Source organism: Yoonia sp. GPGPB17, assembly GCF_037892195.1.
Lineage (GTDB): Bacteria > Pseudomonadota > Alphaproteobacteria > Rhodobacterales > Rhodobacteraceae > Yoonia.
Map to the genome: position 1 here is coordinate 898,869 of NZ_JATACI010000002.1, position 23,612 is coordinate 922,480.

General features: G+C 55.8%; 30 protein-coding genes and 2 pseudogenes. 15 read left to right on the forward strand and 17 right to left on the reverse strand.

What is annotated here, in order from left to right; all coding sequences use genetic code 11:
• Window positions 1–15 precede the first annotated feature (15 nt).
• Both ctrA and sciP read right to left on the reverse strand, forming a co-directional pair.
• Complete coding sequence (gene ctrA / locus QTO30_RS04860; RefSeq protein WP_340422877.1) at window positions 16–729, reverse strand: response regulator transcription factor CtrA; 714 nt, start codon at window positions 727–729, stop codon at window positions 16–18.
• 90 nt (window positions 730–819) lie between these two features.
• Window positions 820–1,098, reverse strand: a complete 279-nt coding sequence (gene sciP / locus QTO30_RS04865; protein ID WP_340422878.1) for a CtrA inhibitor SciP — start codon at window positions 1,096–1,098, stop codon at window positions 820–822.
• Between the two features lie 134 nt (window positions 1,099–1,232).
• On the opposite strand from sciP, the gene mnmA reads away from it, so the two are divergent.
• The 11 genes and pseudogenes from mnmA to QTO30_RS04920 all read left to right on the forward strand — a co-directional run bounded on the left by mnmA (window position 1,233) and on the right by QTO30_RS04920 (window position 9,699).
• Window positions 1,233–2,372, forward strand: coding sequence for a tRNA 2-thiouridine(34) synthase MnmA (mnmA, locus tag QTO30_RS04870; RefSeq protein WP_340422880.1), 1,140 nt, complete (start codon window positions 1,233–1,235; stop codon window positions 2,370–2,372).
• A 109-nt stretch (window positions 2,373–2,481) separates the two neighbouring features.
• Complete coding sequence (locus QTO30_RS04875) at window positions 2,482–2,751, forward strand: hypothetical protein (RefSeq protein ID WP_340422881.1); 270 nt, start codon at window positions 2,482–2,484, stop codon at window positions 2,749–2,751.
• 125 nt (window positions 2,752–2,876) lie between these two features.
• On the forward strand, window positions 2,877–3,575 hold the full coding sequence (locus QTO30_RS04880; RefSeq protein WP_340422882.1) for a Hint domain-containing protein: 699 nt from the start codon (window positions 2,877–2,879) through the stop codon (window positions 3,573–3,575).
• A 126-nt stretch (window positions 3,576–3,701) separates the two neighbouring features.
• Window positions 3,702–4,160, forward strand: a complete 459-nt coding sequence (locus QTO30_RS04885) for a YHS domain-containing (seleno)protein (RefSeq protein WP_340422884.1) — start codon at window positions 3,702–3,704, stop codon at window positions 4,158–4,160.
• 75 nt (window positions 4,161–4,235) lie between these two features.
• Window positions 4,236–4,694 (forward strand): YHS domain-containing (seleno)protein, encoded by a 459-nt coding sequence (locus QTO30_RS04890; protein ID WP_340422886.1) that lies wholly within the window; start codon window positions 4,236–4,238, stop codon window positions 4,692–4,694.
• A gap of 137 nt (window positions 4,695–4,831) precedes the next feature.
• Entirely contained in the window at window positions 4,832–5,695 is an 864-nt protein-coding gene (locus QTO30_RS04895; RefSeq protein ID WP_340422887.1) for an ATPase, read from the forward strand.
• A gap of 36 nt (window positions 5,696–5,731) precedes the next feature.
• Window positions 5,732–6,651: pseudogene (gene metA / locus QTO30_RS04900) on the forward strand (homoserine O-acetyltransferase MetA).
• Window positions 6,652–6,774: 123 nt separating this feature from the next.
• Window positions 6,775–7,620, forward strand: coding sequence for an alpha/beta fold hydrolase (locus tag QTO30_RS04905; RefSeq protein ID WP_340422889.1), 846 nt, complete (start codon window positions 6,775–6,777; stop codon window positions 7,618–7,620).
• A 73-nt stretch (window positions 7,621–7,693) separates the two neighbouring features.
• On the forward strand, window positions 7,694–8,563 hold the full coding sequence (gene ppk2, locus QTO30_RS04910; protein ID WP_340422891.1) for a polyphosphate kinase 2: 870 nt from the start codon (window positions 7,694–7,696) through the stop codon (window positions 8,561–8,563).
• Complete coding sequence (locus tag QTO30_RS04915; RefSeq protein WP_340422892.1) at window positions 8,556–9,173, forward strand: TetR/AcrR family transcriptional regulator; 618 nt, start codon at window positions 8,556–8,558, stop codon at window positions 9,171–9,173. Before ppk2 ends, QTO30_RS04915 begins: the two co-directional genes overlap by 8 nt.
• A gap of 10 nt (window positions 9,174–9,183) precedes the next feature.
• Window positions 9,184–9,699: an acyloxyacyl hydrolase gene (locus tag QTO30_RS04920; protein ID WP_340422894.1), complete on the forward strand. Its 516-nt coding sequence runs from the start codon at window positions 9,184–9,186 to the stop codon at window positions 9,697–9,699.
• 1 nt (window position 9,700) lies between these two features.
• On the opposite strand, the gene QTO30_RS04925 is transcribed toward QTO30_RS04920, so the two are convergent.
• The 3 genes from QTO30_RS04925 to QTO30_RS04935 all read right to left on the reverse strand — a co-directional run bounded on the left by QTO30_RS04925 (window position 9,701) and on the right by QTO30_RS04935 (window position 11,893).
• On the reverse strand, window positions 9,701–10,438 hold the full coding sequence (locus QTO30_RS04925) for an ATP-grasp fold amidoligase family protein (RefSeq protein ID WP_340422895.1): 738 nt from the start codon (window positions 10,436–10,438) through the stop codon (window positions 9,701–9,703).
• Between the two features lie 169 nt (window positions 10,439–10,607).
• Window positions 10,608–11,363 (reverse strand): hypothetical protein, encoded by a 756-nt coding sequence (locus QTO30_RS04930; RefSeq protein WP_340422897.1) that lies wholly within the window; start codon window positions 11,361–11,363, stop codon window positions 10,608–10,610.
• Window positions 11,360–11,893, reverse strand: coding sequence for an RNA polymerase sigma factor (locus QTO30_RS04935; RefSeq protein ID WP_340422899.1), 534 nt, complete (start codon window positions 11,891–11,893; stop codon window positions 11,360–11,362). The genes QTO30_RS04930 and QTO30_RS04935 overlap by 4 nt, the downstream gene beginning before the upstream one ends.
• 83 nt (window positions 11,894–11,976) lie before the next feature.
• Here QTO30_RS04935 and QTO30_RS04940 point away from each other — a divergent pair, with 83 nt between their 5' ends.
• The gene (locus QTO30_RS04940) at window positions 11,977–12,552 is read left to right on the forward strand and encodes a YceI family protein (protein WP_340422901.1); all 576 of its coding nucleotides are present in this window, start codon (window positions 11,977–11,979) and stop codon (window positions 12,550–12,552) included.
• A 57-nt stretch (window positions 12,553–12,609) separates the two neighbouring features.
• Here QTO30_RS04940 and rpsI read toward each other — a convergent pair whose 3' ends face one another.
• From rpsI to QTO30_RS04965, 5 genes are all read right to left on the reverse strand, one after another.
• Complete coding sequence (rpsI, locus tag QTO30_RS04945) at window positions 12,610–13,110, reverse strand: 30S ribosomal protein S9 (protein ID WP_340422903.1); 501 nt, start codon at window positions 13,108–13,110, stop codon at window positions 12,610–12,612.
• Window positions 13,110–13,571, reverse strand: a complete 462-nt coding sequence (gene rplM / locus QTO30_RS04950) for a 50S ribosomal protein L13 (protein ID WP_340422905.1) — start codon at window positions 13,569–13,571, stop codon at window positions 13,110–13,112. The genes rpsI and rplM overlap by 1 nt, the downstream gene beginning before the upstream one ends.
• A 169-nt stretch (window positions 13,572–13,740) precedes the next feature.
• Window positions 13,741–14,088: a hypothetical protein gene (locus QTO30_RS04955; protein ID WP_340422907.1), complete on the reverse strand. Its 348-nt coding sequence runs from the start codon at window positions 14,086–14,088 to the stop codon at window positions 13,741–13,743.
• A gap of 13 nt (window positions 14,089–14,101) precedes the next feature.
• Complete coding sequence (locus QTO30_RS04960; RefSeq protein WP_340422909.1) at window positions 14,102–14,245, reverse strand: hypothetical protein; 144 nt, start codon at window positions 14,243–14,245, stop codon at window positions 14,102–14,104.
• Window positions 14,246–14,324: 79 nt separating this feature from the next.
• Window positions 14,325–14,747, reverse strand: a complete 423-nt coding sequence (locus QTO30_RS04965) for a PaaI family thioesterase (RefSeq protein ID WP_340422911.1) — start codon at window positions 14,745–14,747, stop codon at window positions 14,325–14,327.
• A 21-nt stretch (window positions 14,748–14,768) separates the two neighbouring features.
• On the opposite strand from QTO30_RS04965, the gene QTO30_RS04970 reads away from it, so the two are divergent.
• Window positions 14,769–15,581, forward strand: coding sequence for an enoyl-CoA hydratase (locus QTO30_RS04970; protein WP_340425870.1), 813 nt, complete (start codon window positions 14,769–14,771; stop codon window positions 15,579–15,581).
• 44 nt (window positions 15,582–15,625) lie between these two features.
• Here QTO30_RS04970 and QTO30_RS04975 read toward each other — a convergent pair whose 3' ends face one another.
• The 3 genes from QTO30_RS04975 to QTO30_RS04985 all read right to left on the reverse strand — a co-directional run bounded on the left by QTO30_RS04975 (window position 15,626) and on the right by QTO30_RS04985 (window position 19,082).
• Complete coding sequence (locus QTO30_RS04975) at window positions 15,626–17,095, reverse strand: carboxypeptidase M32 (RefSeq protein WP_340422912.1); 1,470 nt, start codon at window positions 17,093–17,095, stop codon at window positions 15,626–15,628.
• Window positions 17,096–17,099: 4 nt separating this feature from the next.
• A complete protein-coding gene (gene ctaA, locus QTO30_RS04980) occupies window positions 17,100–18,236 on the reverse strand; it encodes a heme A synthase (RefSeq protein ID WP_340422914.1) in 1,137 nt (378 codons plus the stop codon).
• Between the two features lie 105 nt (window positions 18,237–18,341).
• A complete protein-coding gene (locus QTO30_RS04985) occupies window positions 18,342–19,082 on the reverse strand; it encodes an RNA methyltransferase (RefSeq protein WP_340422915.1) in 741 nt (246 codons plus the stop codon).
• Window positions 19,083–19,208: 126 nt separating this feature from the next.
• Here QTO30_RS04985 and QTO30_RS04990 point away from each other — a divergent pair, with 126 nt between their 5' ends.
• Window positions 19,209–19,835, forward strand: a complete 627-nt coding sequence (locus QTO30_RS04990) for a thiamine phosphate synthase (RefSeq protein ID WP_340422917.1) — start codon at window positions 19,209–19,211, stop codon at window positions 19,833–19,835.
• On the opposite strand, the gene QTO30_RS04995 is transcribed toward QTO30_RS04990, so the two are convergent.
• From QTO30_RS04995 to QTO30_RS05005, 3 genes and pseudogenes are all read right to left on the reverse strand, one after another.
• Entirely contained in the window at window positions 19,812–20,642 is an 831-nt protein-coding gene (locus QTO30_RS04995; RefSeq protein WP_445327130.1) for a lysophospholipid acyltransferase family protein, read from the reverse strand. The genes QTO30_RS04990 and QTO30_RS04995 overlap by 24 nt on opposite strands.
• A pseudogene (locus tag QTO30_RS05000) lies at window positions 20,635–21,433 on the reverse strand (GNAT family N-acetyltransferase). The gene QTO30_RS04995 and the pseudogene QTO30_RS05000 overlap by 8 nt, the downstream one beginning before the upstream one ends.
• Window positions 21,434–21,538: 105 nt before the next feature.
• The gene (locus QTO30_RS05005) at window positions 21,539–21,718 is read right to left on the reverse strand and encodes a DUF3553 domain-containing protein (RefSeq protein ID WP_340422918.1); all 180 of its coding nucleotides are present in this window, start codon (window positions 21,716–21,718) and stop codon (window positions 21,539–21,541) included.
• A 29-nt stretch (window positions 21,719–21,747) separates the two neighbouring features.
• Here QTO30_RS05005 and QTO30_RS05010 point away from each other — a divergent pair, with 29 nt between their 5' ends.
• Window positions 21,748–22,338: a histidine phosphotransferase family protein gene (locus QTO30_RS05010; RefSeq protein WP_340422920.1), complete on the forward strand. Its 591-nt coding sequence runs from the start codon at window positions 21,748–21,750 to the stop codon at window positions 22,336–22,338.
• Here QTO30_RS05010 and QTO30_RS05015 read toward each other — a convergent pair.
• On the reverse strand, window positions 22,335–23,600 hold the full coding sequence (locus QTO30_RS05015; protein WP_340422921.1) for a glutamate-5-semialdehyde dehydrogenase: 1,266 nt from the start codon (window positions 23,598–23,600) through the stop codon (window positions 22,335–22,337). The genes QTO30_RS05010 and QTO30_RS05015 overlap by 4 nt on opposite strands.
• Window positions 23,601–23,612: the final 12 nt, after the last annotated feature.

The window sequence follows — 23,612 nt, forward strand, 5'->3', positions numbered from 1 at the left end:
TCGCAAACGAAACCGTCAAGCCCCAATCGCCATAGGCTCCTGTCCCGAAGCAGGCTCAGGATCGCGCAGCACATAGCCGCGCCCCCATACCGTTTCGATGTAGTTTTCGCCCATCGTCGCCTCGCTCAGCTTTTTCCGCAGCTTACAGATGAACACGTCGATGATCTTCAACTCGGGCTCATCCATGCCGCCATATAAGTGGTTGAGAAACATCTCTTTCGTCAAAGTTGTGCCCTTACGCAGGCTCAGCAATTCCAGCATCTGGTATTCTTTACCGGTCAGATGCACCGTACTGCCTTCAACCTCCACAGTTTTGGCATCCAGATTCACGGCAATCTGGCCTGTCTTAATGATTGATTGGGCGTGCCCTTTCGAGCGACGGATAATCGCATGGATGCGCGCCACGAGTTCTTCACGGTGAAACGGTTTTGTCAGATAATCATCTGCCCCAAAACCAAAGCCTTTCAGCTTGCTTTCTGTTCCATCATCCCCTGAGAGGATCAATATCGGCGTATCAATACGGCTGAGACGCAGCTGGCGCAGCACTTCATGTCCGTTCATGTCGGGCAAATTGATATCGAGCAGAATAAGATCGTAATCATACAATTTCGCAAGATCGATCCCTTCTTCCCCCATATCGGTTGCATAGACGTTTAGGTTGGCATGGGTCAGCATCAGTTCGATGCTTTTGGATGTCGTCGGGTCGTCTTCAACAAGTAGGACTCGCATTGGTATGCTCCGCTCTGAGTTCGGTGCGTTAACCTAAACCAAGAAAGGTTAATTAGCCGTTACCCCCATAGCACTTATGCACTCTACCACCTATGGTTGTCTATAGCGTTGCAGCGATGTTGCCTTAAGTGCGGCTTCACCGTGCTGGTCAACAGCGGTTTCCCATTCAGAAAACTCTTCATCAGACAACGCATATCGTTCCAATGCTTCCTTGCGTTGTATCAGCCCGGCATTCACCGCGCGCACCACGGCCGCCTTGCGCGACGCCACCCACCGCCGTGTTTTTTCGCTGGGCAAGTCCGCCCGCGTCATGACTGTTCCATCTGGCAAGGTCACCGATCTTGGTCCTTCGACTTTACGTAAATACATCTTTGCACCCCTTTTTATCTCACTCCGACGATAAATATCGGATGAAGGACTTAATGACTGGTGTAGCTGCCCCTTGAGAGTGCGTTGCATTTTCCTATATTTCTAAGCGAATCCGCCGTTTCCGGGAAAATCCAATGTCACTTGATTCGCCGCTGAACTCGCTCGGCTTTGCAAAACCACCTGCGCAGACGCGTGTTGTCGTTGCCATGTCTGGCGGCGTCGACAGTTCTGTTGTGGCCGCAAAACTGGCCGAAGAGGGCTATGATGTGGTCGGCGTCACCTTGCAGTTATACGATCACGGCGCGGCGCTTGCCAAAAAAGGCGCCTGCTGCGCCGGTCGCGATATCCATGACGCCCGCCGCGTCGCCGAAGAGATGGGCTTTCCCCATTACGTTCTGGACTACGAAAACACATTCCGCGAAGCGGTCATGGATGAGTTCGCCGATAGCTATCTGGGCGGCGCAACACCTGTGCCTTGTATTCGGTGCAATGAACGTGTGAAATTCAAGGATCTGCTGGAAACCGCCAAAGACCTTGATGCTGATTGCATGGCCACTGGCCACTATATCCAACGCAAGCTGGGGGTGGCAGGCGCCGAGTTGCATTCTGCGGCTGACCCGACCAAGGATCAAAGTTACTTTTTGTTCTCAACCACGCAAGAACAACTTGACTACCTCAGGTTCCCGCTTGGGCATCACGCCTCAAAGGAAGAAACCCGCGCGCTTGCCGCAAAATATGGGCTGAGCGTGGCGGACAAACCTGACAGCCAGGATATCTGCTTTGTGCCTGATGGTAACTATGCAGCCGTGATCGAGAAACTGCGCCCCGGCGCGGCCGAGCCGGGCAACATCGTTGATATGGATGGGACCGTACTGGGTACGCATAAGGGCGTGATCCACTACACCGTGGGGCAACGGCGCGGTCTGGGGATCGGCGGTTTGGCCGATCCGCTGTATGTGGTGAAGCTCGACGTTGACCAAAAACAGGTCATCGTTGGCTCCAAAGGCCTACTTGCAACACGCCGTGTGCCGATCCGTGAGATCAACTGGATCGGCGGGGGCAAACTGATGGATGTTGCTGAACGCAACATCGCGGTGCGTGTGCGCTCAACACGGCCACCCACAGATGCTGTTCTGCGCCCGATCTCAGAGACTGAGGCCGAGGTTGAGTTGCTGGTCGCCGAACAAGGTGTATCCCCGGGGCAAGCCTGCGTCTTCTATGATCAAGAGACCACGCGCATCTTGGGTGGCGGGTGGATTTGGCGCGGTACATAGCCAACTTTGCAAGATGTGCGAAAACGTTATAGAAGTCTTGAAATTTGTAGGGTAACTTGCAATGGCTGCGGGGGCTAACGACAGCAGGTAGTATTAAGAGTTCAATAGTATGCCAACAACATTCAATGTTTTTAGTCTAGGCGTCTTAGCTGATATCGACACAACGGAAGGCAACACTCTTGCCGAGAATGCTGGGGCTCTGGTGGGGCTCACCTTTGGCGGGGTTAACGACGCGCTATTGAATGATGCTGTTTCACTGGCGCCTGGCACCGGCGGCTTTGGGGGTGGTACGGGAACAGCCTACGATCAGGACAACGCGCTTAAGCAGAGTCTTTCACGATTGATGGCGGCCCCAATCAGACATTCGACTCAGCAGTAATCTACGATGCGACAATCACCTATATTGACGGTACGACAGCAACGGTAACTGCGGTCGTCTTTCAAGATACGGCAGGGAATACGTATTGGGCCCCCGAATTCTCGGCCAATACGGATCAAGCCGCATTGGAAGCATTGGCTATTCGGTCACTCACGCTGGATTCAGTGAATGGCGCGTCGTTTTCGGGGCTTTCCGGAAACCGTGAAACCTGGGACTTTGTGACATGTTACGTCGGCGGAACGCTGATCGAAACCGAACACGGACCGCGCCCAATTGAAAGCCTCGCGATCGGAGAGCTGGTTGAAACGCGGGACCATGGCCTGCAACCCATCCGCTGGATCGGCAAAAGCCAGGTCACAGCGGCTGGGAAACTGGCGCCGGTGCGATTTTTGGCGGGTTCAATGGGCGTAAATGCCCCTGCCCGCGATCTTTTGGTGTCACGTCAACATCGGATGGTTGTTTCATCTGCGGTTTGTGAACGCATGTTCGGCAGCAATGAAATTCTGGTGCCAGCAATCAAACTGACCGAGCTGCCCGGCGTCTTTGTCGAAGAGCAGGATGAACCTGTGACCTACCATCATCTGATGACCGACCAGCACGACATCATCTATGCAGAGGGCATTCCGAGCGAGACGCTTCTATCAGGGCCAAATGCCATAAAAGCGTTGCCAGATGAGGCGCTTATAGAATTGCTGGCGATCTTTCCCAACATTCTGGAAGACACATCAGAACCCGCCCGGCCAATTGAGCGGAGCAAGCGGATCAGCCGGATGATTACGCGCCATCAACAAAACAATATCCCATTCTCCGCGATCCACAGCTAGCGCTCCATCCACCCCGAACGTCTTTGCAACGAAAGGTCACATGTCTGTGTGGCCTCTAGCTTTTGCGCGCCAGATTGCCCCATTTGGGATCAACGCAACCCAAACACCCGATCCCGGAGACATCCTATGAACCTCATACGCCGCAGCCTTTTCACCCTCGCCCTTGCCGTTCCAGCCGCCGCAGCCCTCGCGCCCCGCGCCATGGCTGCGTCGCCCGAAGTCTACAATGAAGATGGCATTGCCGTCGACGGATCAGACGTTGTCGCCTACTTCACCGAAGGCAAGCCTGTTGTGGGTGATGCAGCCATCACCCATGACTATCTGGGCGTCACATGGCGCTTCTCGTCAGAAGAAAACCGCGATCTTTTTGCCGCTAACCCCGAGGCCTACGCCCCGCAATACGGCGGTTACTGTGCCTTTGCTGTCAGCCGGGGCGGCATTGCCACCACCGTACCCGAGGCATGGCGTATCGTTGATGACAAGCTGTATCTGAACTTTTCGCTGCAAGTGCAGGGCTTCTGGTTGGAAGATGTGCCCGGCAATATCGCCAAGGCAGATGCCAACTGGCCCGGTGTTCTGGCTTAAGCGGAACCGCTCAATCAAAGATCCGCCAGTGCTGGCGGGCCTTTGCAAATTCACTGACCCTCGGAGTATGACCCTATGACCCTCTCTCGTCGTCAACTGCTATCCGTCGCCTTGATCGTGCCTGCCGCCGCTGCCGTCCCCCTGCGTGCACTCGCGGCAACACCGGAAGTCTACAACGAAAGCGGTATCGCCGTGGATGGATCTGACGTTGTCGCCTACTTCACCGAAGGCAAACCTGTTGCTGGCAATGACACCGTCACCCACGACTACATGGGCGTCACATGGCGCTTCTCGTCCGAAGAAAACCGCGATCTCTTTGCCGCTGACCCGGTGGCTTATGCGCCACAATATGGTGGCTATTGCGCCTATGCGGTCAGCCAGGGCTATACCGCATCAACGGTGCCAGAGGCGTGGTCGATTGTTGATGACAAGCTCTACCTGAACTTTTCAACCAGCGTGCGCCGTCGGTGGGAACGTGACATTCCGGCGCATATCATGGCGGCTGATGCCAACTGGCCGAGTGTCTTGAACTGATAACCCACTGGCATTGACGTTTGACTTGCGGCATTGCAGACCGTGTCCGGTGCGTGAAAGCACCGGCTCCGTTTTGATCGCATAAGCCATGCAAAAACCACTGGAAAACATGCCAGCGGGCCGCTACCCACAGCACCATGATTTATGCATCTGCATCAGACTGGCGTAACGCGCCGCAGAAACGTGTTCTGCTTTTTGCCATGTCTGGCTTGGGCAAGACATATCTGTCGAACATGCTGCGCAATACCGGTGACTGGTTCCACTATTCCATCGATTACCGGATCGGGACGCGCTACATGGGAGAGCTCATCGCAGACAACGCCAAACGTGAGGCGATGAAGGTGCCGTTCCTGCGGGATTTGTTGCGCTCTGACAGTATCTACATTGGTTCCAACATCTCGTTCAACGATCTGCGCCCGATGTCATCCTATCTGGGCAAGCCGGGTGATCCTGAACTGGGTGGCTTGCCATGGGATGAGTACACGCGCCGTCAGGACCTGTTTCAACAGGCCGAGATTGCCGCACTGCATGATACAGGGCACTTCATCGAACGCTCAAACCGCCTGTACCAGTACCCGCATTTCGTCTGCGACACCGGCGGATCGATCTGTGAATGGGTTGATGTGAACGATGCCAACGACCCAATCATGACGGATCTGGCTGCGAAAACCCTGATGGTGTGGATCGAAGGCACAGAAGAACACACTGCCGAGCTGATCCGTCGCTTTGATCAGGAACCCAAGCCGATGTCTTATGACCCGGCCTTCCTGCTGGCCACCTGGCACGCCTATTTGACTGAATTCAACGTGACAGCCAACAAGGTGAACCCGGATGATTTCATCCGCTGGGCCTTTGCCAAGGCGCTGGCACATCGCCAACCGCGCTATAAAGCGATGGCAGATAAATGGGGCATTACGGTACCCCAATCGGCCGTCGCACAGGTCAAAGATACGGAGGGCTTTGTTGGCATGATCGCCGACGCCCTTGAGATGCGCGGCTAACCCGCCTATCTCTGCCCTCCTATCAGGATAAAACCGATGCCGATTAAACTGCCCTCCGCCCTGCCCGCCTATGACGTTCTGTCGCACGAAGGCGTCATGGTGCTTGATGAAGATACCGCCGCCCGTCAGGATATCCGCCCCCTGCGGATTGCTTTGCTGAACCTGATGCCCAAGAAGATCCAGACCGAGAACCAGTTCGCACGCCTGATCGGGGCGACGCCCTTGCAGATCGAACTGTCCTTAATACGGATGTCCGAGCATCAGACCAAGAACACCGCCGCCGAGCATATGGAGGAGTTCTATCGCCCCTTTTCGGACGTGAAGGGCGAAAAATTCGATGGGCTGATCATCACCGGTGCACCGATTGAGCATTTGCCGTTTGAAGATGTCACCTACTGGCAAGAGCTGACCGAGGTCTTTGACTGGACCCAAACAAACGTGCATTCCACCTTCGGCGTTTGCTGGGGCGGGATGGCGATGATCAACTACTTCCACGGCGTGAAAAAGCACATGCTGGATCACAAGGCCTTCGGCTGTTTCCGTCATCGGAACACCGCCCCGGCCTCACCTTATCTGCGCGGGTTCTCTGACGATTGCGTGATCCCTGTCAGCCGCTGGACCGAAATGCGGCAGGATGAGATTGATGCAGCAGGCGGGCTGACAACGCTGATCACCAGTGACGATGCGGGGCTTAAGCGCTGGTCGAGGATCAGGCGCATCGCGCGCTCTATATCTTCAATCACTTCGAATACGACAGTGGCACGCTCAAGCAGGAGTATGACCGCGATATCAGCAACGGAACGCCTATAAATGTGCCAATGAACTATTATCCGGAGGATGACCCCACGGCACAGCCACAAAATAGGTGGAGAAGCCACGCACATCTTCTATATGGAAACTGGATCAACGAAATCTACCAGACCACGCATTTTGAGTTGGATAAAATTGGCGTTTAAGACACTCACTGTTGTTATTGGACTTGGCGCGTTGGCCACGGGGCTGACAGCGCAATACCGCGCATCTCAGGCCGAGACAGCCTTTCCCCGATCGGGCAATTTGTCGAGGTCACCGGCGGTCAGGTGCATTACGTTCAACAAGGCAGCGGCCCCCATGTGATCCTGCTGCATGGGGCCGGTGGCAATCTGCGCGAGTTTACCTTTGATCTGATGGGCCGGTTGACAGACCGCTACACAGTCACCGCCTTTGACCGCCCCGGTTTGGGCTATACTGACAGGGTGCCTGGTGTTGCCAAGGGTCTGACCGCGACCGAGGGCGACAGCCCGCAGGCACAAGCGGCAATGTTGCGTGAAGCTGCGGAAAAGATCGGGATCACCGATCCGATTGTCGCGGGACACAGCTTTGGCGGGATCGTGTCATACGCCTGGGCCGTCGCCGGGTTGGACAAAGACAGCCCCGTGAACGCCCGAGGTGTTGTGTCTTTTGCAGGGGTGACAATGCCATGGCCCGGTGAGTTGGACCGCTACTACACCGTGAATGGGAGTGCCATTGGCGGGGTTGTCACGATCCCCGCAATCTCTGCTTTTGTCCCACCGTCGCTTGTCGACAGCAGCATCGAGGCGACCTTCGCGCCACAAAGCCCACCGGACGGCTATGCCGACTATATCGGTGCAGGTCTGACCTTGCGGCCCGGCAGCATGCGCGCGAACGCGCGGCAAGTGAACACCTCTCGTCCGCATGTGGTGGAGCTGTCGAAAAGGTATCCGGAACTCACCCTTCCGATCGAAATTATACACGGTGAAGAAGATACAACCGTCCCCATCCATATTCATGCCGAAGAGATCGCCAAGATCGTACCGCAGGTGAACACAGTCCGCCTGCCCGGCGTCGGCCACATGCCGCATCACGCCAACCCAGAGGCGGCCGTTGCGGCCATCGACCGCGCCGCAAGCAAAGCAAACCGATAGGCACAGCGGCATATGAATTGCGCTTTGGTGGAATAGCCCCCATATATTGTCCAAGAAGTTCGGGAGAGTTTTCATGGATTTACCCTTTGATGGCGGGATCACCCGCTATTTCACCGAAGACGCCCCGGAAGATGTGCGTGCCACTGTGAAAACAGCAAAAAAGGGCGACATCGCCAACCCCGACTACCCCTATGACAGTCGCTGGAAGCGCAGCGAATACGACAAGGCGCTGGCCGACCTGCAGATTGAACTGGTGCGCATGCAGGCTTGGGCGCGGGAAACGGGACAACGTATTGCCATCGTCTTTGAAGGTCGTGATGCAGCAGGAAAAGGTGGCACAATCAAACGCTTGCGCGCCAACCTTAATCCACGCGGCGCGAAACTTGTCGCCCTGTCAAAACCCACAGATGTCGAGGCCGACCAGTGGTACTTCCAACGCTACATCGCCCACCTGCCCGCGAAGGGCGAGATTACGATCTTTGACCGCAGCTGGTACAATCGCGGTGTGGTTGAACATGTCTTTGGGTTCTGCACAGCAGATCAACGGGAACGCTGGTTCGCGCAAACGCCCGAGTTTGAGGATATGTTGGTGAATGAAGGGATCAAACTGGTCAAAATCTGGCTCAATGTCGGGCGCGCAACCCAATTGAAACGCTTTCTGGACCGCGAAAAGGACCCGCTCAAGCAGTGGAAACTCAGCTGGATCGACGTTGAAGGGCTGGCCAAATGGGATGAATACACCGATGCCATCGGCGAAATGCTTGAACGGACCCATAGCCAGGTCGCGCCATGGACGATTGTGCGGTCAGACGACAAACGCCGGGCGCGGGTTCAGGTGATCCGCCATATTCTGGGTCGGTTGGGGTACGACCCCTACGACAAATCTGCCCTCGCGCCGCTTGATGAAAATGTGCTGGGGGGCCCCGACCTCTGGCATGCCTAAACGCGGTTATCATCACGGCAATCTGCGCGAGGCGCTGATTAACGGCTGTCTGACGCTGATCGAAAAGCGCGGACCGACCGGCTTTACCCTGTCAGAGGCGGCACGCGAGGCCGGTGTGACCCCTGCCGCAGTTTACCGCCACTTTGAAGGACGCGAGGATTTGATCGCGGCTGCGGCGCATCAAGGGTATGAGATGTTCGGCGATCTGATGGAACATGCCTATGGCGGCGGACAGCCATCCGCTTTGGCAGCATTTGAATCCACGGGCCGCGCTTATCTTGCCTTCGCCCGTAAATACCCCGGCTACTACATTGCCATGTTTGAATCGGGTATCTCGATCAACCGCACGCCCGAACTCAACGCGGTCGCAACCCGCGCAATGGGTGTCTTGGAGAAAGCGGCAGAAGAGCTGTCGCAGCATATTCCAGCCGAAAAACGCCCGCCCCCGCAGATGTTCAGCGCACATATCTGGGCGCTGTCGCACGGTGTGGTTGAACTTTTCGCCCGCTCCAACCCCGGCACGCAAAGCCCGTTTCCACCTGAAGACTTGCTCGAATCGGGCATTGGCATTTACCTGCGCGGGCTGGGTTTGATTGCGCCAGATAACTAAGAGATAACAAATGGATAGTCGATTTGCCGTGTTCTTTTTCATCCTAGGTGGCACGGATACCTACCTCAACGATTGCCCCACCGATTGCTTTCAGCAATCCCAGGCGCCTGAGCGTGTCCATATCCAGTATGGCGACACGTATTTTCAGGAAGACGATATCGGTGAAGAGATTTTCATCAGCTATGACATGCCAAAACGCTATGGTGCGGTTCAGCCCACCGTCGGGGCCAGTTTGACGACGGACAACGACTTTTGGTTTGGCGCTGGCGGCAAATGGTCAACCGAGCGGATCAGCGATAGCCCGATATTCATCGAGCTTTCTCTCATGCCGGGCATCTATGTGCGCGGCGATGGCCCTGATCTTGGGTTTCCACTCCAATGGCGCGGCTCACTGGGTGCAGGGGTGAATTTTGGTGATACCGGCAGCCTGTCCGTTTTCTTTGACCATCGTTCGAACGCCAATGCGTCGGAGACAAATCCGGGCATTGAAACTTTGGGGATCAGGCTGACCTATCAACTCGATTAGGTCAGGTGCCGCTCCCAAAGAAAAATGCGGACGCTTCTTCTTCTGCTGAAGGTGGCGTGAAGCGTGATGTGGCATTGCTGTTGATATTCGTCAGTTCACCAACCCGGATCGTTTGGCCATCCGAGTAAAGATCGATACGTATAATCCCCCGAAACCCTTCTGCCAATTTTGCGACAACAGATTTCATTTCATCGAAGGTTTCAGGGCGCGGCGGCAAGATTTCAGCCTTCGGATACTTCAGCCCATAATCCAAATCCGTCCAGTTCATATCAAACAATGCGCGTTGCACGTTTTCAGGCGGCCCAAAGACAGCGCGCACAAACCTCGGATCGCCGTTCCAGCAGAAAAACTTGAACTCAGGCGGATCGACAATGCCAAAAATCAAAGGTTCAACGATGACTTTAGGTTTCAGGTAGCGGTAGTTCTCTTCTCTTCCGTTCCGGTAGTAGTTCACATCAAACCAGCCTTGTATCTCGTCGCGATCTATCGCCTCACCGTTTTGGCGCAGAATAACCTGACCGCATCCATGGGTCGCCTTGATGCAACATGTGTCAGGGAACGCAAACGCTGCGACCTCTTGTTTGCTATGCAGGACCGCGATTGTCGGCACATTATATTTGTCCCCGACGACCGCCATGATGTGCTGCTTGGCATACTCTTTGTCGGTTACGAAGACACGCAATGGATCTCGGATGTCATCAGAGGTCTTCAACCGATAAAGCACATCATTGAACATCATTTTGTTTTTTGATGGCCAACGCCCATGATGCTGTTTAAAACTGATCCAGGCGACGTATTTGTCACCCATCCGGTTCTGAGGGGCCAGTTTTTTGCTTGCACGCCAAAGTCGGCGAAATCGTGGTCTCCGCAATCGAAGCATTGATGTATTCCCCGTAGATTGAAAGCGCTTATAAGCTTGCCAATTCTGCAACAACCCGCCGGGCTGTTCCAGCGATCAAGGCACTATCCTGCGTCCCAATCAGAAGCCAGCTATGATGTGCCGTTTCAAAAGACGCACTTGCAAGACCAGAGCGGTTTTTCATATGGATCGCTGCATCTTCACCCATTCCTCGTTTTTTAATCACACAAAGCGCCACAGGTGAGCCATCTGATGTCATGAAAACGATCTGGGCCAAGGGTTGCCCCTCAAAAGCAAGAATTTGACCGCGTAAGAGTTGCATATTGTCAATGCTATCAGTCACTTGCCGAAGGTCGTCGAAACCAGTGCGCACAGCCAGATCCGCAATTTGCTGATCAATTGCGGCATCATCAAACGCAATGTTTGCTATCGTCTGAGCGCTGTAAAGCGCCTGATATGTCGCAACCTCGGCGCGCCAATCGGGCTCACTTGCTACATCTGCGACAAACCAAACCGCTGATGCCGCGAATACACCAATCACTGCCGAGACCGCCATATGCCGCCATCCAAACCGGCCCATACGAGGGGGTGCGATCGGTGGCTGCGCCCACACATCAACCTGTCCGTCCGTCGGCCCCGCAATCAGCTGCGCGGCACCGGCGATTTGTGACGCCAATGGATCGAGCGCCATAAGGCGGTCTTCAAGAAGGGTGTCGGCGATCAGTGCGGTCTCTATCGCCGCCGCCATATCCGGGTCCGCATCACCCGCGAGGTAGGCTTGTAGGTCTTTGTCAGTCCACGTCATGCTTCGCCCTTTTGCTGCGCTTGAGCGCTTTCATTCTGCATCCACTTTAATTTCCCGCGCACGGCAGCCAGACGGCTCATTACCGTGCCAATCGGAATGTCCAACATCTGCGCCGCTTCCGAATAGCGAAATCCTTCAACATAGACGAGAAATACCACTTCGCGCTGCGCCAGAGGCAGTTTCATTACTTGTGATAACACCTCAGCGGCGAAAATATTCGACTCTTGATCGGGAATAATCGCGCGCAACTCGGCCTCAGGTACCGTGTCAATTGCACTGGCTGCGCGCACAGCTTGTCCTCGGACCTGATTCAGCCAGATAGATCTGCAAATCGTCAGGCACCATGCTTCCAGCCGACCTGTTCCGTCAAATTGGTGATGCTTTTCGATGGCACGCACACAGGTCGCCTGCACCAGATCATCCGCCACATCACGCTTGCGCGACAGCGACAAGGCAAAGCGCCAAATCATCGGCAGGTGCGGCACAATGGCCTGCCCCATTGCCGCTGCAGATTTTTCAGCACCTTTCATCCGAATAAAACCTGGTCGCCGCGTGTCATCCTAGCAAGTCCTGCATCCAACGCAGGCTAATCAATTGCTGGAGGAGAACAACAATGAAATTCTTAAAGACAACAACAGCCGCATGCATCTTGGCCGCCGCGCCTGCATTTGCCGCTGATTGGACACTGGATCCGGCGTCATCGGTTGTCTCGTTCGGGTCGATCAAGAACGATTTTGCCGGAGAGGCGCATGTGTTTTCGGGCCTTTCAGGCTCGGTTAGCAGCGATGGCATGGTAAACGTCGAAATTGACCTGACATCGGTCAACACCAACATCGAAATCCGCGACGAACGGATGGGTGAACATGTCTTTGCGGGTGTGACGACCGCGGGCCTCTCTGCACAGGTCGACATGGCTGCACTGGAGGGACTTGGTGTTGGTGAAAGCATGACGATGGAGGTTGACGGCGATCTGTCGTTCTTTGGTGAAGACATCCCCGTCTTTCTTGACATGTTCATTCTGCGTGTCAGCGATAGTCAGGTCATGGCCAGCACAAATACAGCGACCTACCTCAGCACAGAAGACCTTGGTGTCGATGCGGGCGTTGATGTGTTGCAGGAACTGGCAAGCCTGGATTCAATCACCCGCGTGTCACCGGTGACGCTGCGGTTTATGTTTAATGTGATGTGATTGAAAAAGGGCGCTCCAACCGGGGCGCCCTTTGCAATTTGATCTGTGGTCCAGCGATTAACGCTTGGAGAACTGGAAGCTACGGCGCGCTTTGCGCTTACCGTACTTCTTACGCTCAACGACACGGCTGTCGCGTGTCAGGAAGCCCGCCGCTTTCAAAGCACCGCGCAAAGACGGATCGTAAAGCTGCAGCGCCTTAGAGACACCGTGCTTAACCGCACCGGCCTGACCAGACAGGCCACCACCGGCAACCGTTGCCATGACATCGAACTGATCAACAACACCAGCAACCTGGAACGGCTGACGCAGGATCATCTGCAAAACTGGACGGGCGAAGTATGTGTCCATGTCCTTGCCGTTCACTGTGACCTTACCGGAACCCGGCTTGATCCAAACGCGGGCAACCGCATCTTTCCGCTTACCAGTCGCATAAGAGCGGCCCAGTTCATCGCGCACAGGTTCGCGTGCAGGCGCAGTTTCAACCACAGCTTCTGGTGCAGCTTCCACACCTTCAGCGACTTGGCCCAGCTCTTCGAGCGAGTTTACTTGATCGGCCATTATGCAGTCCTCGTGTTCTTTTTGTTCATGGATGCAACATCCAGAACTTCAGGCTTTTGGGCGTCCATACCGTGCTCTGTGCCAGCGAAAACGCGCAGGTGAGTCATTTGCTGGCGTGACAGCTTGCCACCGGGCAGCATGCGCTGGACGGCTTTCATGATGACGCGCTCGGGATGCGCACCTTCAAGGATGTCAGCCTTGGTTTTTTCTTTGATGCCACCGGGGTGACCGGTGTGCCAGTAATACTTTTCATCACGCTTTTTGCCGGTCATCTGGACCTTTTCTGCGTTGATGACGATCACGTTGTCGCCCATATCCATGTGCGGCGTGAAGGATGGCTTGTGCTTGCCGCGCAAGCGCATTGCGATGATCGAAGCGAGACGGCCCAGAACTACGCCTTCAGCGTCGATCAGGATCCATTTCTTGTCGATATCCGCAGGAGTTGCGGTAAAGGTTTTCATAGGTCACCAAAAGTTTGGAGTGGTTTGCACCACGTGTCATGCGATTGGGGCCTTATAAAGGGCGCACTAACACAGTCAAGTGCAGTACACCCCAGAAAGTTGTTCATTATCAGCGACTTGTAAATTAGGTATTAAAATACCCCACTAACCTACTAAGTAAAGCTTGCACCTAGCACGCGCCGGTCCAGGTACAAATCGCTCCAGCGACTTCGCTCACCCCTTTTGCAACATAGGCGCCAAGCCCCTGAATAAAGAGCAGTGCCACTTTGGCGGTGCAGCCAACCAGCTGCGCCAGTGCGACAACACAGCCGGATGTTGTGGTCAGACTGGCCAGCGCAACACCACCAACAACCACGATCGCACCGGCAACCGCCCAAACGACAATCGTACAGGCCGAGCATTTAGCGGAAGGCCAGCTCAAAAGCTCCTGCTCCAACGAAGATTTCGCCATCGCCAGATCAGGCATGATCGTGACGGCAAACATGTCATTGAATTCAGATTCAAACTCTTCGGGCACTTCAAAACCGGCCTTACGTGTTTCGCTTTACCGGATTTTCCTGCATCCCTATAAGCAACTCACCTTCAACCCTGCTGCGCAGGAAGGCTTCGGCCTTTTCAATTTCTGCTGTGAAATCCGCGGATGGCTGCACGGTACCAAGTGACGCTTCGGCCATAATAAAACTCCTAAAAAATATAGACTCTAAATGAGCCTACACCGTACACCGAAGTTTCAATTCGGCCAAACAGAAGTTGTTATGCGCTTTTGGGGATCGAATAGGTCAGGCCAGCCCGCGCAACCGGTTCTGTTTGCCCCTCGCTGAAGATCATCACGTCACCGACAGCCAGAACACGCCCGAGCTTTAACAAACGTGTATGACAGATCAGGTCGGCCTTTGCTGCAGGTTTACGCATGAAATCAATGCTGCAATTGGTGGTAACGGCCAGTGCGACAGGCCCGATCCGCGCAAGGATCGCCAGATAGACGCTAACATCTGCCAATGAAAACATTGACGGGCCGGATACAGTGCCGCCCGGACGCAAATGACGGTCCGCCACCCGTAAGCGGACAGTGACACCCTCCTCGGTCAGGGTTTCAATCAGGAAATCATCGCCCAGCTGTGGAAACTCGCGTGCGACAAAAGCCTGAAGTGCAGCAATATCCATCTTTGGTTCCATATTCACGCACTCCCGCATAGTCTGCCCGCAGATCAACATGAGAGTCGGAACATGACAATCCTTCTTAGAGACGACGCAGCGTCGGTCGCCACACTGACGATGAATGCCCCGGAACGGCTGAATGCCCTGTCAGATGACATGTTGGCCGCTTTGCATCAGACGTTCGACGACATTGCAGAAGACAACACTGTCCGCGCTGTGGTGCTGCGTGGCACCGGCAAAGCCTTCTGCGCCGGGCATGATCTGAAAGAGATGCAGGCCGGGCGTCAGGCCCGGGATGGTGGCGCGGCCTATTTCAAGGGTCTTTTTGACCGTTGTGCTGCGATGATGCAGTGCATCCAATCCATGCCGCAACCTGTGATCGCGCAGGTGCACGGCATCGCAACAGCTGCCGGGTGCCAGTTGGTTGCCACCTGTGATCTGGCCATCGCGGACGACGAAACCCGGTTTGGGGTGAATGGGGTAAACATCGGACTTTTCTGCTCAACACCTATGGTGGCGCTGACCCGGAACATTCATCGCAAGGCCGCATTTGAAATGCTGACAACCGGCCGCTTTATCAGCGCGCGCGAGGCACAGGACCTTGGGCTTATCAACCGCAGTGTCCATTCTGATGCGCTATCGCGCGAGACAGCCGAGATCGCGCAAAGCATCGCTGGGAAACTGGCCTCGGCCGTGAAGCTCGGCAAGCAAGCGTTTTATACGCAAGCCCAGATGACAACGGCAGAGGCTTACGCCTACGCCGGTGACATTATGGTGCAAAACATGCTGGTTGATGACACAAACGAAGGCATCAATGCTTTCTTGGAAAAACGAAAGCCGGATTGGTCTTGATCGTTCTTTGTTCAGTCAAACGTTCGCCAGAGGCGATCAAGCCGTCACAACCCATAAATCCCGCCAAACTTATCCTCAAGATAGTCCAACAGCGGTTCTTCATCTGGGCTTGTTCCGGTCGCATGGGCAATTGTCTCAACCGGCGTTCGTAATCCTCCAAACTGCTGCAAATTCTCTCGCAACCAGCCTGTCGCCTTTGAAGTATCCCCGCGGGCCAGATCACCATCCAACTCCGGGACAGCCTCCCGCAAGGCCACGTGCAGGCAACCAGCATAGACATTGCCCAACGTATAGGTCGGGAAATAACCAAACAGGCCTTCGGACCAATGCACATCCTGCAAGACACCGTTTGAAGGTCTGTCGACGGCATACCCGAAATCAGCCGCAAACCGGTCATTCCAGGCAGCCTCCAGGTCATTTACCGCCAGATCGCCCGACATCAATGCGCGCTCCAGATCGAAACGCAGCAGGACATGCAAGTTGTATTGCACTTCATCGGCCTCAGTGCGGATAAACCCATCGCTGACCCGGTTCACCGTGGCAAAGAACGCATCTTCACCGGCGATTCCAAAATCACCAAACTGATCGCGCATTTGCCCGTAAAGCCATCCGGTGAAGGCACGACTGCGCCCAAGTTGATTTTCGTAGATGCGGCTTTGGCTTTCGTGCACGCCCATTGAGACACCCCGCCCCAATGGCGTGAGCAGATGCGCTTCGTCAATCCCCTGCTCATAGGCCGCATGCCCAACCTCGTGAATGGTTGAATAAAAGCAGTTGAACGGATCCGCGGCGTTTGTGCGCGTCGTGATCCGCACATCAAGGCCGGACCCCGAAGAAAACGGGTGCACCGCCTTATCAATGCGCCCATGATCAACATTATAGCCAAATGCCAACGCCAGCTTTTCCGAGATCGCTAGCTGTGCTGCCTCATCAAACGCACCGGACAAGGCTTGCGGCGCCGGTCGGTCCAGAATAGCCGCCCGCAACGCCACCAAACGGGGGCGCAACGCTGCAAACATGGTACTAAGGCTTTCCCCCGTCGCACCCGGTTCATAGTCATCCAGCAAAGCGTCGTAAGTATCTGTGTTGCCAGCAACCGCTGCGGCCTCTTCCCGGCGCAAATCGACCACCTTTTGCAACATCGGCAGAAACGCCGCGACATCTTCATCCGCACGCGCCTGCGCCCAGACCCGATGGGCCAGTGATGTCGTTTTGGCAAGTTCAGCAGCCAGCGCCGCGGGCACCTTGGCAGTCCGTTCAAAGTCGCGTTTGATATGGCGTAGATTTGCCTTTGCGACATCATCGGCAGGTTTTGCCGCTGCCAGCCAATCACCGACACGCGGGTCAATCCGGCGGGCATGCAGGATGTTTGCCATCGCCCCATGCTCCTCCGCGCGCTGCGGTGTTGCCCCGTCTGGCATCATCGTTTCCTGATCCCAGCCCAAACGGCCCGCGATCTGGCCCAATGCCTCAGTTTCGCGCTGGAATTGCATCAGCTCGGTATATGCCGTCATAACCTCAGGCCCCTTTGATGGATTGTGCGATGGGATACTGCGCCACAAAGCGCCCGCGCAGGATCAGTGCCCAGAGAATGACAGCGACGAGTTGGTGCACAATCGCAATCTGCCATGGGGCGGAATACATCACCGTCACAATCCCGATCACAACCTGCAAGACCATCACCGCCATTACTGCATTGAAGACGAAACGCGTGTTTGTGTTGGCGGACCGGCGGGCGCGGACCCACACAAAGAGCGTAAAAGCAAAAAGCGCATAGCCGACCATCCGGTGCATGAATTGCACCAGACCTGCATCCTCAAAGAAGTTGCGCCAAACGGGGGTCAGGGACAAAGGCTCTGGTGGCAAGAAACCTCCAGCCATCAAAGGCCAATCGGGGAAGGCACGGCCTGCGTCGATGCCAGCCACCAACGCGCCAAGGATGATTTGTAGAAAGGCAAACCCAATCAGTACGCTGCTTAGGCGTGCCAACCCCACATCGCTGCTCCGGCGAGCCTGCAAGAGATCTGCCTGACTGCGCCCCAGTTGATAAATGTACCACGCGATGAACCCAAAGATGACAAAGGCCAACCCCAGGTGCGTTGCCAAGCGGTAAGAGGCTACATCTAGCATCCCCTCTTCCAAGCCGGATGATACCATCCACCAGCCAATAAAGCCTTGCAGCCCCCCCAAAGCCCCGATGAATAGCAGCTTCGGCGTCCATCCGGTCGGCGTCTTGCGGGTCGCCGCGAAGAAGACAAAACCCGCGGCCCAGACCAACCCGATAAAGCGGCCCAGCTGACGATGCCCCCATTCCCACCAGTAAATGACCTTGAACTCGGCCATGGTCATCCCGCGGTTCTGCAACTGATACTCGGGAATGGCGCGATACTTATCAAACTCTTCGGTCCACGCAGCCTCGGACATAGGCGGCATCGCCCCGGTCACCGGCTTCCACTCGGTAATGGACAGGCCACTGTCGGTCAGACGTGTCAGGCCGCCCACGACAATCATCACAACAACCAAAGCAAACAGCGCCATCAGCCAGCCGCGGATCAACCCGCGTGCGCCGGTGCCAGCACGGTCAATGCCACCGGGTGCCGCGACCTGTTTGGGCGTATCACCGACATCTTCGAAGATATTACGTTTCGTGGCCATCGTGGGTCTCCGCTTGGTCTTGGCAAGTACCTAGAACTCAAGCCTGCCGACCGCAAGCGTCACCGTGCCACAGGTTTCGCACATCAGGAGCCATCGAAGGTGCCCCTAACCGCGTTCTTTCCACCGCACCATCTGACGCATCATCCCGTGCAGCATCTGGACGTCGGCCCGGGTCATCGGCATCCGTGACCACATGTTACGCAGGTTCAGCTTCATGTTTTCGGCCTTATGCTCTGGATAAAAGAACCCCGCTTCTTGCAGCCGTTCTTCATAGTGATCGCTCAGCTTTTCAATCTCAACCTGTTCGGCCCAATCGCCTACAGCATCGACCCGGGATGCATCCACCGCAACCGCTTCGCGCCGCCACTCATACCCCGTCAACAGCACACATTGAGCCAGATTGAGTGACGGAAACGCGGGGTTCACGGGTACCGAGATGATCGCGTTCGCCCGCGCGATATCATCGTTCTCCATACCAGAGCGTTCAGGTCCAAACATGACCGCGACTTTTTGCCCTTCGGCAACGCGCCCGCGCGCATCCTGCATCGCGGCCTCTGGAGTCAACACTAGTTTGGTCAGCCCACGCGGGCGCGCCGTGGTCGCATAGACATAGTCGCAATCGGCAACGGCCTCTGCCGTGTCTTCAAAAATCTGTGCCTCATCCAACAACCGCCCTGCCCCGCTAGCCATCGCCACCGCTTTTTGGTTCGGCCAGCCGTCGCGCGGCGCAATAATGCGCATCCGATCCAGCCCAAAGTTCCACATGCCACGGGCCGCCGCCCCAATGTTTTCACCCATCTGTGGGCGGATCAGGACGAAGGCAGGCTGAAGGTCGGCGCTGGGCATAAAACTTCCTTTGCAAAGAGTGCCGCCTGATACGCCGCTGACGTTGCCAAGACAAGAACACCCATGGCCAAGCGTAAGTTTCCCCGCTAAAACCGCGTGACAATTGAAAGAAAACGGAACGCCCCCATGTCGGACGCGCAGGATCATCCCCAAATCTATCTGATCAGCCCGTCTGAGTTCGACCTGTCGACCTTTCCGGCACAGTTGGCCGCCTGCCTTGACAGCACCGAAGTTGGTTGTGTGCGTCTGGCCCACGGTTCAACCGATGAAGGGCGCATTGCCAAGGCGGCTGATGCGTTGCGGGAAATCACCCATGAACGCGATGTGGCGCTTGTGATCGACAGCCATATCCAACTGGTTGAACGTCTGGGGCTTGACGGCGTTCATCTGACGGATGGTGCACGCTCCGTACGGCAGGTGCGCAAAGACCTGGGCGATGATGCAATCGTCGGCAGCTACTGCACCAATTCGCGCCACGACGGGATGACCGCCGGTGAACTTGGTGCAGACTATGTCAGCTTCGGTCCGGTCGGCCAGTCACCGCTCGGTGACGGCAGACAGGCGGAACTGGAACTTTTTGAGTGGTGGTCGATGATGATCGAGGTCCCGGTGGTCGCAGAAGGTGCGCTGGATGCTGATCTGATCCGCGCACTGTCTCCACATACCGATTTCTTCGGGATCGGCGATGAAATCTGGTCGGCTGACAAGCCAGCCACAGCTCTGGGCGATCTACGCCGCGCGATGCTGGGATAGACCCAAGCGCACCTGCGCTTCCATTGCCTGCGCCAGTGCCTTGCGATCGGCATAATCAATCACTTTGACTGGCTTATGATAGACCACATGCACCCCGCCCTGCCGCCTTGCTGCCAAGGTCGACAACAAATGTGGGCCAAAATTCATATCACCCCACCAACCATAAAACCGCGGATCTTCACCCTGCGGTGCCTGATATACCACTGACACCGCCTGCATTAGTAACGTCTCTTTCAGCGCTGGTTCAAAAAACGCCGCAAAGAGCGCCGGTTTAAACGGCAAGACCTGCAACCCATCTGTTGAGGTCCCTTCGGGGAAAAACAACAGCTTGTGCCCGGCGGTCAAGCGATCCCGGAAGACGGTGATCTGGTTTTGTACCTCACTGCGGTCGCGTTGGATAAAAACCGTACCTGTCGCCCGCGCCAGCCATCCGATGCCGGGCCATCCTGCGACCTCGGATTTGGACACAAAATAGATACGCTTGCGCGCATTCAACGCGAAGATATCCAGCCAAGAAGCATGATTGGCCACAACAGCCCCGGCGCCCCGCATTGGCGTGCCTGTGGATGTATAGCGGATGCCAAGCAGCACGAATGCCGTGCGACACACAAACTGTGTAATAAAAGGTGTGACCGGGCGACCTAACCCGTAAAGCGGGCGTTCAACAAAGCGCACAGCAAGCAAGATCAGCAATCCACCAAAGACCAGAACGATCAAAGGCACCGCGCGAAGAAAGACCCGCATCCAACCGCTGAAACCCGGCACCTCGTGGACCGGGGTGGTTTGGCTATACCATGTCTCACCCACGGGATGCACCTGCCGCTAGCATCTTCCTTTGCAGGGCATTGATCGCATCACGTTCCAAAATGATGCAGATATCCACCGTGTTGAATGCATGATCGACAAAAGCCCCCTCACCCACAGTAGCCCCCAAACGCAGGTATGCCTTGATCAGTGCGGGCATTTGCCGGACGGCGGCAACACGGTCTATCGCTTCGGGTCTCGTGATACTCATCGACAAAGCTGTCGGCCCGATGGCTTTCACGCGCAACTCTTTGCGGGCCAGATGGCGGTGATGCAACAGGCTCAACGGGGCAGACAGCCGCACCACATCAGTACCGTGAAAAGAGGCGACGCCAAACAACACGTCAATACTGCGCGCCTGTACATAATCCGCCAATGCACCCCACAAATGCAGCATTGTAAGGCCCGCCGCGATAGTCCGCGTGCAAGCAAGACCGCCCCAACTCTAACAGACGTTTTCCGCTTTGATAAAAAGGTGTTAGGTCATATTCCTCGGCACAATAGAACCGCCCCGCCGCAGCTGCCATCGGTTCTGTCATAACGCGATAAACACCGACCACCTGATCATACTTGGCGCGGGATTCATCCCGCAACAGAATGTGATCTGCGTATTGATCAAAAGCATCCTTTTCCAGACAGGCGTCATGATCCACCAACGGACCATCACCGCCCAGTTCTTTCACAAAGACATTGTAGCGCAGGCGTTGTGCGGCGCACACGTCCTGCTCGGACGATGCGACAATGGTCGAAAACACCGAAGGCACCTCAGTATTTGCATCCCATTGCGCAATCATCGGTCTCTATCTTTCCAGAAATTAACCATTTGGCAACCATTTCACGCGACGTAGTAAGAAGGCGTTAACCAACTGCACTTGCGGTAGTCGCCTTTAAGTTGTATATCAATCACTAACGATAACGAGTAGAACACGTTTACCATCAATGACAACTTTGCCCATCTCCCTAAAATTCACCGTGATTTTTTCCCCAATGTTGGATTGCACCTGTCCGGTGCCCCACTCTGGGTGGTCGGGATGGCGTACCAGCATGCCTGGTTCCAGAATTGCATTAAAATCGGACATCTCAACTCTCTCAAATCGGAGGCTGCATCATGCAACCTGATCTCGCGGCATTGGTTGGTTCGCGCATTTGCCACGACCTTATCAGCCCAATTGGCGCAATCGGCAATGGTGTTGAACTATTAGCACTCACAGATGGTGATACAGGGGCCGAAATGGACCTGATCAACGAAAGTGTCCAGAACGCCAGCGCCCGTATCCGGTACTTCCGGATCGCCTACGGGGCCGCGACCGAAGGGCAAATGGTTAGCCGCAAAGAAGTCCTGTCCATCCTGTCCGCAATCGCGCGTGGTGGGCGCATCAATTACATATGGAAGATTGATGGCGATCAACCGCGCAGGCTGGTGCGCTGCGCTCTTTTGATGCTGCAAGCTATTGAGGCATCCCTGCCGATCGGCGGCGATATCCATATCACCCAGGAAAGCGGAAACTGGGTGATGCGCGGCGAAGGCCCGCGTCTGGCCGTGGATCGAGAGTTGTGGAACAATCTGCTCGACCCACAAATCGGTTTCACTTACACAGCCGCCCATGTGCAATTTGCACTGCTCCCCGGTGTCTTGGCCGAGGCGGGGCGAACCATGCAGTTTCGACATGAGGCTAACCATATGGTTGTGCGTTTCTAGGATCGTAAGGTGCCGTCACCAGTGACCAGGTACTTGAAACTGGTCAGCTGCGTGGCACCGACCGGGCCGCGCGCGTGCAACTTACCCGTCGCGATCCCAATCTCCGCTCCCATCCCAAACTCGCCACCATCGGCAAATTGCGTGGAGGCATTGCGCATCAGGATAGCGCTATCAAGTTCTTTGAAGAAATGCGTGGCCGCCTGATCATCGGACGTCACAATCGCATCGGTATGGTTTGATCCATAGATGCGGATATGATCAATCGCCTCATCCACGCCGTCGACGAGCTTGGCCGCACAAATCATGTCGAGGAATTCTTTTCCAAAATCATCGGCTTGTGCCTTAACCGTTCCATCAATCTTCGCCAGTTCGCCATCGGCACGCACTTCGACACCTGCCTTGAGCAGCGCGTCGACCAGCATCGTCCCATGCTGTGTGTAGAACCGCCAGTCGATCAGCAGGCATTCCATCGCGCCACAGATACCCGTGCGGCGGGTCTTGGCATTCAGTACAATTTCAAGCGCCATTGCCGGATCAGCCGTCGCCCCCACGTAGATATGGCAAATCCCCTCAAGATGAGCAAAAACCGGCACGCGCGCTTCGCGTTGCACCAACCCGACGAGGCCTTTGCCGCCGCGCGGTACGATCACGTCAATATGGTCGGTCGCGGTCAGCATCGCCGACACCGCCGCGCGGTCGCGGGTTGGCACCAGTTGGATGGCGGCTGCAGGCAGGCCAGCCTGTTTCAGCCCCGTCTGCAAACACTGGTGAATCGCTGTGGAGGAATGAAAGCTCTCTGATCCGCCACGCAGGATAACCACATTGCCAGATTGCAGGCAAAGCGCGCCAGCATCGGCGGTTACATTCGGGCGGCTCTCGTAAATCACGCCGATGACACCCAGTGGCGTGCGCACGCGCTGAATATGAAGACCAGTGGGCATGTCCCACGCGGTCATCACCTCGCCTACAGGATCGGCCTGAGCAGCGACGTTGCGCAGCCCCTCTGCCATGGCGCGGATGCGTGGCTCGTCCAGCATCAGTCGGTCCATCATGGCCGCGCTGAGGCCCTTTTCCTCGCCGAACACCTGATCTTCAGCGTTGGCATCCATAATGGCCATCCGGTTTTCCCAGATTGCATCAGCGGCCCCAATCAGAGCGGCATACTTGCGCTCTGACCCGGCTGTCGCCAGCACGGTAGAGGCGGCACGGGCATCTGCCCCGATTTGCGCCATCATCGGCCCGATTGCGTCGTGATCATTCATGATCGACCCCTT